This is a genomic window from Alloyangia pacifica, from assembly GCF_900116195.1.
GTDB classification, from domain to species: domain Bacteria; phylum Pseudomonadota; class Alphaproteobacteria; order Rhodobacterales; family Rhodobacteraceae; genus Salipiger; species Salipiger pacificus.
This window is the reverse complement of the sequence record NZ_FOZW01000002.1, coordinates 596,853-609,269: the sequence shown is the minus strand read 5'-3', so window position 1 is coordinate 609,269 and position 12,417 is coordinate 596,853. Positions and strand designations below refer to the sequence as shown.

Sequence of the window (12,417 nt, the reverse complement as noted above, 5' to 3'; positions counted from 1 at the left end):
CCACGATGAACGCTCCGCTTTCCGCCTTCCCGCCCGCCACGCAGGTCGAGACCCCGGCCGCCAAGGTGAGCTCGATCCTGCCCAAGGTGCGCTTCTCGCTGCGCGCCCGCGGCGATCTCGCGCCGCTCGAGCAGGCGCTCGGCGTGGCGCTGCCGCGCGGGATCGGCGAGACCGTGAAGGGGGCCGTCGAGGTCGCCTGCCTCGGTCCCGACGAATGGCTGGTTCTGGCCGCCGAGGCCGCGCCGGTGGCAGATGCCTGTGCTGGCGTCTACGCGGCCCTGCCGCACAGCCTGGTGGAGATCACCGCCCGCGAGGTGACCTTCGTCATCGAGGGCCCGCGCGCGCCTGAGCTGATGACCATCGGCTGCGCCCGCGACATCGACGCCATTGCCGTGGGCTCCGCCCGCCGCACCCTCTTCGACGGCGCCACCGTCACCCTCTGGCGCGACGCCGAAACCCGCTTCCGCATCGACGTCTGGAACAGCTTCGCCCCACACCTGCTGCACCTCCTCCAGATCGGCGCACGTGAACTCGCTGCTGAAAGTGTTTGATCCATGGGCGTTTTGACAGACGTGAAGGCCGCTGCAGCTCCGGTCGCACCGGAGGGGACCCAGACCATGTCCTACCTGCTCACCGTGTCCTGCCCGATGCGCAGCGGCATCGTCGCGGCGATTTCGGGCTACCTCGCCGAGCAGGGCTGCAACATCCATGACAGCGCGCAATTCTCGGATCTCGCCAATGACCGGTTCTTCATGCGGCTGAGCTTCCGTTCGGAAGCAGGCCGGAGCCGCGAGGCGCTGGAGGCGGGCTTTGCGGGGATCGCGGACGAGATGGAAATGGACTTTGCCTTCCATGATCCCAGCCGCAAGACCCGGGTCGCGATCATGGTCAGCCGCTTCGGGCATTGCCTGAACGACCTGCTCTACCGCTCGCGCATCGGCGCGCTGCCGGTGGAGATCGTCGCGGTGATCTCGAACCACCTCGACTACCAGAAGGTTGTGGTGAACCACGACATCCCGTTCCACTGCATCAAGGTCACCCGCGAGAACAAGCCCGAGGCCGAGGCCGAGCAGATGCGCATCCTGCGCGAAAGTGGTGCCGAGCTGGTGGTTCTGGCCCGCTACATGCAGGTTCTGAGCGACGAAATGTGCACCGAGATGTCGGGGCGGATCATCAACATCCACCACTCCTTCCTGCCGAGCTTCAAGGGCGCCAATCCCTACAAGCAGGCCTATGAGCGCGGGGTGATGCTGATCGGCGCGACGGCGCATTACGTGACCGCCGATCTCGACGAGGGTCCGATCATCGAGCAGGACGTGATCCGCGTGACCCATGCGCAGAGTGCCTCGGACTACGTGTCCTTGGGCCGCGACGTGGAAAGCCAGGTGCTGTCGCGGGCGATCCATGCGCATATCCACCGCCGGGTTTTCATCAATGGCAACAAGACCGTGGTCTTCCCGGCGAGCCCTGGTGAGTATGCCTCGGAGCGCATGGGCTGACCCCAGCGACGACGGCTATGAAAAAGGCCTGCCGCGCATCCCGCGGCAGGCCTTTGTGTTTCCGGGCAAGGCGGGCAGGGTGCCCGCCCACCGGTGCTTACCAGGAGGTCAGCACGGTGCCGTGGTACTTCTCTTCGATGAAGGCCTTGATCTCGGGGCTGTGGTAGGCGTCGATCAGCGGCTTCACCCAGGGCTGCTCCTCGTCACCCTTACGCACCACGATGATGTTCACGTAGGGGTTGTCGGCGCTTTCCATGGCGATCGAGTCTTCCTTGGGGTTCAGGCCCGAGGCGATCGCGTAGTTGGTGTTGATCAGCGCGGCGTCGAGATCGGCCAGCGAGCGCGGCAGCTGCGCCGCGTCGAGCTCCTGGAAGCGCATGTCCTTGGGGTTCTCGACCACGTCCAGAACGGTCGGCACGAGCCCGGTGCCCTCGGCGAGCTTGATCAGCCCGAGCTGCTGCAGCACCAGCAGGGCGCGGCCGCCGTTGGTCGGATCATTCGGGATGCCCATGGAGCCGCCCTCGGGGAAGTCGTCCATCGAGGTGACCTTGTCCGAGTAGACGCCCATCGGGGTGGTGATGGTGGTCGCGATCGGCGCCAGCTCGAAGCCGCGGTCCTTCATCTGGTTGTCGAGGTAGGGCTCGTGCTGGAACGAGTTCGCCTCGATGTCGCCATCGGCCAGCGCCTGGTTCGGCACCACGTAGTCGGAGAACTCGACCACGTCGATGTTGAGGCCCATGGGCTCGGCGATCTTGGCCACTTCTTCCATGATCTCGGCGTGCTCGCCGGGCGAGACACCAACCTTGATGTCTTCGGCGCTCGCGGTGCCGGCGATCAGGGCCAGGGCGGAGACGAGGGGGATCATACGCTTCATGGGAAATCTCCTTCCAATTGCGTTCTTATTATCGGGTCAGCGGCCGCGGTTGCGCGGCGCGCGCTTGTCGACCAGTCTGGCCAGCCCCTCGCCGAGGGACTGCACGAGCTGGACCAGCACGATCAGGATCACGACCACCGCCAGCATCACCTCGGGCATGAAGCGCTGGTAGCCGTAGCGGATGCCGAGATCGCCGAGGCCCTCGCCGCCCACGGCGCCGACCATGGCCGAGTAGCCGATGAGGCTGACCAAAGCGAGCGTCAGGCCGAGCGTGATGCCGGGCAGCGCCTCGGGGATCAGCACCTTGCGGATGATCTGCAGCGGCGTCGCGCCCATGGCGCGGGCGGCCTCGATGAGGCCGCTGTCGACCTCTCGGATGGCGTTCTCCACCAACCGCGCGATGAAGGGCACAGCCGCGATGGTCAGTGGCACGATCGCGGCACTGGTGCCGATCGAGGTGCCGGCAATCAGTCGGGTGAAGGGGATGATCGCCACCACGAGGATGATGAAGGGCACCGAACGCGTCGCGTTGACGATGAGCCCCAGCACCTTGTTCACCCAGGGGGACGACAGCAGCTCGCCGCGTTGCGAGACCGCGAGGTAGACGCCGATGGGCAGACCGAAGAGCGTGCCGATCGCGCCCGAGATGGCGACCATGTAGAGGGTCTGAAGCGTGGCTTCGATCAGCAGGTTGATGAGGTTAGCCGACATAGCCCAGCACCTCCGTGAGCAGCTCGTGACGTTCAAGATAGGCGCGGGCCTCGGCGCCGCGGGTGGCCTCGACCGAGACCAGCAGGTTGCCGAAGGGATGCGGGCCGATCTCTTCGATGGCACCGGCAAGGATGTTCACCGGAATGCCGAGCTCCGACGTGAGCTTGGCGAGCATCGGGTCGGTGGCGTGCTGCCCGGCGAAGGTGATGCGGATCACCTCCTGGCTGTCGCCCTGCGGACGCTCGGCCTGCAGCTTGCCGGCGATGAAGCTCGGCAGGGTGATGCCGGTGATGCCCGACAGGAACGAGCGCGTGGTCGGGTGCTGCGGGGCGGCGAAGACCTCGTAGGTCGAGCCCGCCTCGACAATCTTGCCGCCGTCGATCACCGCGACGTGGCTGGCGATGTCGCGCACCACGGCCATCTCGTGTGTGATCAGCAGGATGGTCAGCCCAAGGTCGCGGTTGATGTCGGCCAGCAGCTTCAGCACGGTCTGCGTGGTCTCGGGGTCGAGCGCCGAGGTCGCCTCGTCCGAGAGCAGCACTTTGGGCTGCGTGGCGAGCGCGCGGGCGATGCCGACGCGCTGCTTCTGCCCGCCTGAAAGCTCTGCCGGGTAGCGGTTGCTGAACTGCTCGAGGCCGACGCGTCCGATGAGATCGTTGACGCGGCGCTTGATCTCGGCACCGGGCACGCCTGCGATCTCGAGCGGCAGGGCGACGTTGCCGTAGACCGTGCGCGAGCTCAGCAGGTTGAAATGCTGGAAGATCATCCCGACGTCGCGGCGGATGCGGCGCAGCTCCGCGGCACCGGCGCGGCCGACGTCATGCCCGGCGACGGTGACCGTGCCCGAGGTCGGCTGCTCGAGCCCGTTGACCATGCGCAGCAGGGTGGATTTGCCGGCGCCGGAACGCCCGATGATCCCGGTGATTGTGCCGGGGGCGACGTCGAGGTTCACATCCTCGAGCGCCATGACTTGACCGGAGCCCTTCTTTTCGAAGGACTTGCCCAGCTTGTCGAAGGTGATCGCGGCACCTGATGTCTCTACGTCGGCCATCCGAGTCTCTTGTTTCCGTCCGGCCTCCTCCCGCGGCGCGATAGACCGGATATGCGCCGCGGACGCAAGCCCTGCCGGGCGCTTGCAGGCGCAGCGGCGCGGTGCTGCGGAGTGTACCATGTCGGAGAGGCAGGAGGGTGTTCCGGCTTGTGGCATAGCGCGTACAGCTTGTTCGCCACGCGGCGTGGCTGGCCGGAGGATGTTCTTTTTGCCGGTGGCTGAGCGATGAGGGCTGTGCCCGAGCCTGGGTGGGCGCCTTGCAGGGCTGGTTCCGCGCGATCTATCTCGCAAGTCCTTGCGACAAGCGAGTTGAGGAGAGGCGTAGCCAGTGCAGCCACCCGGAGGGGGGGCAGGCGCGGCCCGGGACTGGTCGCCCCGGGCCGGGATGCAGAAATCGCGCCGCTATCCCTGGCTGCGCGCCGCAAGCCAGCGCTGCCAGTTCGCCTCGTTTCCGGCGAAGGCGTTCAGATCCACCGGCCCGCGCACGCCGGGCACCAGCCCGGTGCCGGTGTACTGCCAGAAGCTCCAGCGCTCGTCTGGGTAGCGCTCCGAGGGGTGGGCGGTGACCGAGCGCAGCCAGAACTCCGTTCCGCGCAGGCTGCCCAGGTCGTTGCGGGCGTAGAAATCCGGCGTGGTGTAGATCACCGGCGCGGTGCCGTAGTGGCGTTCGACGATGCGGGAGAATTCGCGGATGCTGGCGCGCACCTCCGCGGCGGGCGGCCGGATGCGGCAGGTCGGCGAGAGGTGGTTCCACTCCATGTCGAGGATCGGAGGCAGGTCGCCGCGCCGCTTGGGCACATTGGCGATGAACCAGGCTGCCTGTTCATGCGCGGGGCGGCAGAAGTAGTAGAAATGATACGCGCCCACCGGCACCCCCGCGGCGCGCGCACCCGCCGCGTTCTGCACAAAGGCCGGATCGAGCACATCGCCGCCTTCGGTGGCCTTGAGATAGCCGAAACGAATGCCGGCGTCGCGGGCCTCGTGCCAGTTGATCACACCCTGGTAGCGCGCGGCGTCGAGCCCGTGCACCGGGTAGCGCTGCGGGCTGATCGCGCCCCAGTCGTGGGGCTTGGTGTCGCCGAAGCGTCGGGGGATTCCGGAGGCGCGGTTCTCTCGGATGTAGAGCGCCTGCGTTTCGCTGGCGGAAAGGGTCGCGGTGCGTGGCGCCGAACTGCCGCAACCGCCGAGGGTTGCCGCGAGTGCGACGATCAGCGCGCCCGCCCGGACCCATGGTCTGGGGGATGTGGTGATCATCTTCTTGTCCTGCTCTTGCCTGAAAAGAGCGTAACGCGATTTTCGATTCACCGCATGATGTAGTTGTGCAACGTCGGGTCACGCCCAACGGGTGCGCCCGCGCCGCCGGACAGGCAGCGCGGGGCCGGGTTCAGCGCTGCGCGCTCCGCCAGTCGGGATGAATCCACGGCTGCGCGTTGTCGCGGGGCAGGGGCTGCTTGCCGAGGATATGGTCCGCGGCCTTCTCGCCGGTCATGATCGACGGCGCGTTGAGGTTGCCGTTGGTGATCTGCGGGAAGATCGAACTGTCGGCCACCCGCAACCCCTCGACGCCGATCACCCGGCACTCGGGATCGACCACCGCCATCGGGTCGGTCGCAGCCCCCATCCGGCAGGAACCGCAGGGGTGATAGGCGCTTTCGGCGTGCTCGCGGATGAAGGCATCAAGCTCCTCGTCCGACTGCACGGAGTCGCCGGGCTGGATCTCGTGGCCGCGATAGGGGGCAAAGGCCTCCTGCCCGAAAATCTCGCGCGTCAGGCGGATGCAGGTCCGGAAATCGCTCCAGTCATCTTCATGCGACATGTAGTTGAAGAAGATGCTGGGCGCATCCTTGGGATCCGCCGACTTCAGGGACACTGCGCCGCGCGACTTCGAGCGCATCGGGCCGACATGGGCCTGGAAGCCGTGACCCTCTGCTGCCGCCTTGCCGTCGTAGCGTACGGCGATGGGCAGGAAGTGGTACTGGATGTCGGGATATTCGACGCCGGGCTTGGAGCGCACGAAGGCGCAGCTCTCGAACTGGTTCGAGGCCCCCGGACCCTTGCGGGTGAACAGCCATTGCGCGCCGACATAGGCCTTGCCGAAGAGGTTCCAGTACTTGAACAGCGACACCGGCTGCGTCGCCGCCTGCTGGATGTAGAGCTCGAGGTGGTCCTGCAGGTTCTGCCCGACGCCCGGACGGTCGGCGACAACCTCGATGCCATGCTCCTTGAGGTGTGCGGCGGGGCCGACGCCCGAGAGCAGAAGCAGCTTCGGCGAGTTGATCGAGGAGGCGGCGAGGATCACCTCGCGCGTGGCGCCGATCACCTCGACCTTGCCCTTGCGCTCGATCTCGAGGCCGGTGGCGCGACCGTTCTCGATCACCACCTTGCGGGCGAAGCCGCGCACCACCTCGACATTGCCGGTGGCGATGGCGGGCTTGAGGTAGGCCTTGTAGGCCGACCAGCGTTCGCCCTTGTGGATGGTGGCCTCGAAGGGGCCGAAGCCCTCCTGCTTCTCGCCGTTGTAGTCGTCGGTGGCCTCGTAGCCCGCCTGCACCCCGGCCTCGACGAAGGCGCGGGTCAGCGGGTTGTCACGCTTGCCGCGCGAAACATGCAGCGGACCGGACTTGCCGCGCCAGTCGGCATCGCCGCCGTGGCCGTTCTCGTGCCAAGTCTCCAAGCGCTTGTAGTAGGGCAGCACGTCGGCATAGGCCCAGCCCTGCGCCCCCATCTCTTCCCACGTATCGAAGTCGCGGGCGTGGCCGCGCACGTAGACCATGCCGTTGATCGACGAGGAGCCGCCCAGCACCTTGCCACGCGGCGTGGCGAGACGGCGCCCGCCGAGATGCGGCTCGGGTTCGGATTCGAACCCCCAGTCGTAGCGCTTCATGTTCATCGGGTACGAAAGCGCGCCGGGCATCTGGATGAAGGGGCCGGCGTCGGTGCCGCCGAACTCCACGACGATCACCTTCTTGCCCGCCTCGGCGAGCCGGTAGGCGATGGCGCAGCCTGCCGAGCCCGCGCCGACGATGATGTAATCTGCCTGCATCAAAGCCTCCCTCAGAACGGCGCTTCGGTCGGATTCATGCCGACGTAGACGGATTTCACCTGGCTGTAGTGCGCAATGGCGGCCTTGGAGTTCTCGCGGCCGACGCCAGACATCTTCGAGCCGCCGAAGGGCGCTTCCACGGGTGTCAGGTTGTAGGCGTTGATGTAGCAGGTGCCCGCCTCGAAGCCCGCCGCCATTCGGTGCGCCCGGGTGAGGTCGGCGGTGAACACGCCGGCGGCGAGGCCGAATTGCGTGTCGTTTGCCCGAGCCAGCGCCTCTTCCTCGGTGGAGAATTTCAGCACCGACATGACCGGGCCGAAGATCTCCTCGCGCGCGATGGTCATCTCGTCGGTGACATCTGCAAAGAGGGTGGGCTCGATGTAGAAGCCCGCGCCGTCGATGACCTTGCCGCCCTTTACCAGCCGCGCGCCTTCCTCGACGCCCTTCTTGATGAAGCCCTCGACGATCCCGCGCTGGCGGGCCGAGACCATCGGACCGATGGTGGTGGACTCATCCATCGGATCGCCGATCACCGCATTGTCCATGCGCTCGGCGACGCGGGCCACGAACCGATCGTACAGCCCTTCCTGCACGAAGACGCGGGTGCCGTTCGAGCAGATCTGGCCGGTGGAGTAGAAGTTGCCGTTGATCGCGGCAGAGACGGCGCTTTCCAGATCGGCATCGTCGAAGATCACGATCGGGGACTTGCCGCCCAGTTCCATGGTGACGTGGCGCATGCCTTCTGCGGCGGCGGCATATACCTTGCGGCCGGTGGGCACCGAGCCGGTGAGCGAGACCTTGTCGACGCGCGGATCGGTGATCAGCGCGGCGCCGACCGCCCCGTAGCCCTGCACCACGTTGAACAGGCCCGCGGGCGCGCCCGCTTCGATCAGGATCTCCGCGAGCTTCAGCGCCGTCAGCGGCGTCATCTCGGAGGGCTTGAAGATCATCGCGTTGCCGCAGGCCAGCGCCGGGGCGGCCTTCCAGCTGGCGATCTGGATCGGGTAGTTCCAGGCCCCGATGCCGACGCAGACACCAAGCGGCTCGCGGCGGGTGTAGACGAAATCGCCGCCCGCCACCGGGATGTGCTCACCGGTCAGCGTGCCGGCGAGGCCGCCGAAATACTCCAGCGCGTCGGCCCCGGAGGCGGCATCGGCGATCAGCGTCTCGGACATCGGCTTGCCGGTGTCATGGGTCTCGATCTCGGACAGCGCGCGGTTGCGTTCGCGCAGCAGGTCGGCCGCCTTGCGCAGCACGCGGCCGCGCTCGGTGCCCGACAGCGCGCCCCAGTCCTTCTGGGCGGCCTTGGCCGAGGCCAGCGCCTGCTCGATGATCGCCGGGGTGGCGGCGTGCAGGGTGGCGATCACCTCGCCGGTGTGGGGGTAGATCACCTCGATCTTCTCGCCTGCGGTGTCATCGACATAGGCGCCGTTGATGAAGTGGCTTCCAGCGGGTTGGTAGGCAGTGGTCATGATTACTCCTGAGGTCCTGCAAGGGGGGCCATGGGCGCCGGGTCGGCGTCCGCCATGGAGATGTCGTCGTTTTCGTGAACTTCGGTGCATTCGGCGGCGATGGCGCGCAGCACGTGCTGGGCACCCTCCGAGCCGTCGACGGCGCCGACCGCCTCTTCGGGCGGGCGCAGCATCTTGGTGTCGAGCGCATAGCGCAGGTAGAGACCGTCGATCAGGCCACCGATTCGCCGTGCCACGTCCGGAGCGCGCTCACCGATCCGGGGGCGCAGCGCATAGACCAGATTGCTGTGCAGGCGGCGCTGATAGAGGTACAGCAACCGCCGTGCCTCTTCCGAGCGCAGCGCGAGCGCATAAAAATTAACCCATGCCGAGATCGCTTCGCGGCGGAAGCTGCCCATTCCGAAGCTGGCCTGAACGATGGCGTTCACGCGGGCCTCGGGGGTCGCGGCGCCTGCAAGGGCCTGGGTCACGTCTGCCTTATATTCCGACAGGATAGAGCGCATCGCGGCGAGAAAGAGCGTGTCCTTGTCGTGGAAGTAGTGGAACGCCAGCCCGGGCGAGACACCGGCGCTCTTGGCGATCTGGCTGGTGGTGACGTTGAGCGTGCCGGACGCACCGATCTCGCGGATCGTCGCAGCGATCAGATCCCTGCGTCTTTCTTCCTCGGATTTGCGTGCCATGCGGAGCTCCCACAGATTTTTGGTTGCTTTTCTGGAATAGCCCGTCATTAATTGACTCGTCAATCAATAACTCAGACTTCATCACGCTAACCTCCAAAGGGGACCCTATGAAACTCGTACTGACCACCTCCGCCATCGCCCTTTGCGCCAGCGCCGCCGCTGCGGATTGCTCCAAAGTCAGGTTCTCGGACGTGGGATGGACGGACATCACCGCCACCACGGCCGCGACCACGACCGTGCTGCAGGCGATGGGGTACGATACCGAGATCAGCGTGCTCTCGGTGCCGGTGACCTATGTGTCACTGGAAGAGGGCGACATGGATGTTTTCCTCGGCAACTGGATGCCCACGATGGAAGCCGACATCGCGCCGTACCGCGAGGCGGGCACCGTCGACACCGTGCGCGCCAACCTCGAAGGGGCGAAGTACACGCTGGCCACCAACGCCGCCGGCGCCGCGCTCGGCATCACCGATTTCGCCGACATCGCCGCCCACGCCGATGAGCTGGACGAGACCATCTACGGCATCGAGCCCGGCAACGACGGCAACCGGCTGATCATGGACATGATCGAGGCGAACGCCTTCGATCTCGACGGCTTCGACGTCAAGGAGAGCTCCGAGCAGGGCATGCTGAGCCAGGTCTCGCGCCTGTCGAAGAAGGACGAGCCGATCGTCTTCCTCGGCTGGGAGCCGCACCCGATGAACGCCAACTTCGACCTGACCTACCTCTCGGGCGGCGACGAGTGGTTCGGCCCGGACTTTGGCGGCGCCACGGTCTACACCAACACCCGTGCCGGCTACGTCGAGGAATGCCCCAATGTCGGCAAGCTGCTGACCAACCTCGAATTCTCGCTCGAGATGGAAAACGAGATCATGGGCGCGATCCTCAACGACGGGGAAAAGGCCGATGACGCGGCCGCGGCGTGGCTGACCGCGAACCCCGACGCCCTTGACGGCTGGCTCGAAGGTGTGACCACGCTGGATGGCGAGCCGGCGCTCCCCGCGGTGAAAGCGGCGCTCGGCCTCTGATCCGAACCGGTGCACCCCGGCTCCGCGCTCCGGCGCGGGGCTGACAGGCATCCTACAGTTGAATGCTCACCGAAAGGAGCGCAGCCTTGGATTGGCTCACTTCATACAAGATCCCCGTCGGCGACTTCGCGGCCTTCATCTTCGAAGGCATCCGTGACCACGCCGAAGGTCTGCTCGATCTGCTCTCCGTCGTTCTGGAAACGATGATCGAGGGCATCCTCTGGGTTCTGCAGGAACCCAACCCGTTCTTCATCATCGCCGCCTTCATGCTGATCGCCTGGCTGCTGCAGCGCAGCTGGAAGGTCTGTGCCTTCGTCGCGCTCGGCTTCCTGTTCATCCTCAACCAGGGCTACTGGGAGGAGACCACGGAAAGCCTGACTCTGGTGCTTTCGGCCTGTGTCGTCTGCATGGCCATCGGCGTGCCGGTGGGGATCGCCGCCGCGCACCGGCCCCGACTCTATGCCGTGTTGCGCCCGATCCTCGACCTGATGCAGACGCTGCCGACCTTCGTCTACCTGATCCCGGCGATCGTCTTCTTCGGCATCGGCATGGTGCCCGGCCTCATCGCGACGGTGATCTTCGTGCTGCCCGCGCCGATCCGCCTGACCCAGCTCGGCATCTCGTCGACCCCGGAGCAGCTGACCGAGGCCGTGCGTGCCTTCGGCGGCACCAACCGCGACGTGCTGATGAAGGCCGAACTGCCCTACGCGCTGCCGCAGATCATGGCCGGCCTCAACCAGACCATCATGCTGGCGCTCTCGATGGTGGTGATCGCCGCGCTGGTCGGTGCCGATGGCCTTGGCGTGCCGGTGGTGCGCGCGCTCAACCAGGTGAACACATCGCTCGGTTTCGAGAGTGGCCTGGTGATCGTGGTCGTGGCCATCCTGCTCGACCGTCTGCTCAACCTCGGAGGCGACAAGAAATGACCGTAGCCGTGAAGATCGACAATGTGTCCATCGTCTTCGGCGACGAGCCGGAAGAGGCGCTGCCGCTGATGGACCAGGGGCTGGATCGCGCGACGATCCAGAAGAAGACAGATCAGGTGCTTGGCGTGCACGACTGCAACCTCGAGGTCGAAGAGGGCGAGATCCTCGTGCTCATGGGCCTGTCGGGCTCGGGCAAGTCGACCCTGCTGCGCGGCATCAACGGGCTCAACCCGGTTGTGCGCGGCGGTGTGCATGTCCGCGAGGGCGACCGCATGGTCAACGTCACCGACGCCTCCTCGGCCGACCTGCGCCGGATCCGCCGCGAGCGCGTGGCCATGGTGTTCCAGCAGTTCGGCCTGCTGCCCTGGCGCTCGGTTGCCGAGAATGTCGGGCTTGGCCTGGAGCTGGGCGGCATGGGCAAGGCGGACCGCCGCGCCAAGGTGATGGAGCAACTCGAACTGGTGGGCCTGACCAACTGGGCCGACAACAAGGTCGGCGAGCTTTCCGGCGGCATGCAGCAGCGCGTGGGTCTTGCCCGAGCCTTTGCCACCGAGGCGCCGATCCTGCTCATGGACGAGCCCTTCTCGGCGCTCGACCCGCTGATCCGCAGCAAACTGCAGGACGAGCTGCTGGAGCTGCAGGCCAAGCTCAAGCGCACGATCATCTTCGTCAGCCACGACCTCGACGAGGCGTTCAAGATCGGCAACCGGATCGCGATCATGGAGGGCGGGCGCATCGTGCAATGCGGCACGCCGAACCAGATCGCGGGAGATCCGGCCAACGACTATGTGGCGGAGTTCGTGGCGCATTCGAACCCGCTCAGCTTCCTGCGGGCCAAGGACGTGATGCAACCGCTCGACGCCTCGGCCGAGGTCGAGGTGGACGAGGATACACCGGTGCTGGAGTTCGCCGCCGCGATGACTGCGCGCAATGCGCCGGTGGCGGTGACGCGGGGCGGGGTGCGCGTCGGCGCGGTGACCCCGGCGACGCTGCTGGAACGGTTGGTGGCGCAGTAGGGCTTCCGTCGCTTTCGACGTGGCAAGGAGGCGCGGCTCGGGCTGCGCCTCTCTTTTTGAGTGCTCATATAAAGGTGCCCCGTTAAACCGGCATCTTAAGAGAACCGGCAGGCTGGC

General features: G+C 66.4%; 12 protein-coding genes. 5 read left to right on the top strand and 7 right to left on the bottom strand.

Annotated features, from left to right (window positions below):
- Both BM397_RS07340 and purU read left to right on the top strand, forming a co-directional pair.
- A partial coding sequence (locus BM397_RS07340; protein ID WP_256218741.1) for a sarcosine oxidase subunit gamma occupies nucleotides 1-551 on the top strand: 551 nt, incomplete at its 5' end.
- A 66-nt stretch (nucleotides 552-617) separates the two neighbouring features.
- Nucleotides 618-1,499: a formyltetrahydrofolate deformylase gene (purU, locus tag BM397_RS07335; protein ID WP_092420522.1), complete on the top strand. Its 882-nt coding sequence runs from the start codon at nucleotides 618-620 to the stop codon at nucleotides 1,497-1,499.
- Nucleotides 1,500-1,596: 97 nt separating this feature from the next.
- Here the strand turns inward: purU and BM397_RS07330 are convergent, their stop codons facing one another.
- From BM397_RS07330 to betI, 7 genes are all read right to left on the bottom strand, one after another.
- A complete protein-coding gene (locus tag BM397_RS07330; RefSeq protein ID WP_092420519.1) occupies nucleotides 1,597-2,373 on the bottom strand; it encodes a MetQ/NlpA family ABC transporter substrate-binding protein in 777 nt (258 codons plus the stop codon).
- Between the two features lie 36 nt (nucleotides 2,374-2,409).
- Entirely contained in the window at nucleotides 2,410-3,084 is a 675-nt protein-coding gene (locus BM397_RS07325; RefSeq protein ID WP_092420517.1) for a methionine ABC transporter permease, read from the bottom strand.
- On the bottom strand, nucleotides 3,074-4,135 hold the full coding sequence (locus tag BM397_RS07320; RefSeq protein ID WP_092420514.1) for a methionine ABC transporter ATP-binding protein: 1,062 nt from the start codon (nucleotides 4,133-4,135) through the stop codon (nucleotides 3,074-3,076). Before BM397_RS07320 ends, BM397_RS07325 begins: the two co-directional genes overlap by 11 nt.
- 402 nt (nucleotides 4,136-4,537) lie before the next feature.
- Nucleotides 4,538-5,389 carry a glycoside hydrolase family 25 protein gene (locus tag BM397_RS07315; protein ID WP_092420511.1) on the bottom strand — a complete coding sequence of 284 codons (852 nt, stop codon included), beginning with the start codon at nucleotides 5,387-5,389 and terminating at the stop codon, nucleotides 4,538-4,540.
- Nucleotides 5,390-5,519: 130 nt separating this feature from the next.
- The gene (gene betA / locus BM397_RS07310) at nucleotides 5,520-7,178 is read right to left on the bottom strand and encodes a choline dehydrogenase (protein WP_092420508.1); all 1,659 of its coding nucleotides are present in this window, start codon (nucleotides 7,176-7,178) and stop codon (nucleotides 5,520-5,522) included.
- Nucleotides 7,179-7,189: 11 nt separating this feature from the next.
- A complete protein-coding gene (betB, locus tag BM397_RS07305) occupies nucleotides 7,190-8,650 on the bottom strand; it encodes a betaine-aldehyde dehydrogenase (protein WP_092420505.1) in 1,461 nt (486 codons plus the stop codon).
- Between the two features lie 2 nt (nucleotides 8,651-8,652).
- A complete protein-coding gene (gene betI / locus BM397_RS07300; protein ID WP_092420502.1) occupies nucleotides 8,653-9,330 on the bottom strand; it encodes a transcriptional regulator BetI in 678 nt (225 codons plus the stop codon).
- 107 nt (nucleotides 9,331-9,437) lie between these two features.
- Here betI and choX point away from each other — a divergent pair, with 107 nt between their 5' ends.
- The 3 genes from choX to choV all read left to right on the top strand — a co-directional run bounded on the left by choX (nucleotide 9,438) and on the right by choV (nucleotide 12,300).
- On the top strand, nucleotides 9,438-10,358 hold the full coding sequence (gene choX / locus BM397_RS07295) for a choline ABC transporter substrate-binding protein (RefSeq protein ID WP_092420498.1): 921 nt from the start codon (nucleotides 9,438-9,440) through the stop codon (nucleotides 10,356-10,358).
- 86 nt (nucleotides 10,359-10,444) lie between these two features.
- Nucleotides 10,445-11,284, top strand: coding sequence for a choline ABC transporter permease subunit (gene choW / locus BM397_RS07290; RefSeq protein WP_092420495.1), 840 nt, complete (start codon nucleotides 10,445-10,447; stop codon nucleotides 11,282-11,284).
- Nucleotides 11,281-12,300: a choline ABC transporter ATP-binding protein gene (gene choV, locus BM397_RS07285; RefSeq protein ID WP_092420492.1), complete on the top strand. Its 1,020-nt coding sequence runs from the start codon at nucleotides 11,281-11,283 to the stop codon at nucleotides 12,298-12,300. The genes choW and choV overlap by 4 nt, the downstream gene beginning before the upstream one ends.
- The last annotated feature ends 117 nt before the right edge of the window (nucleotides 12,301-12,417 follow it).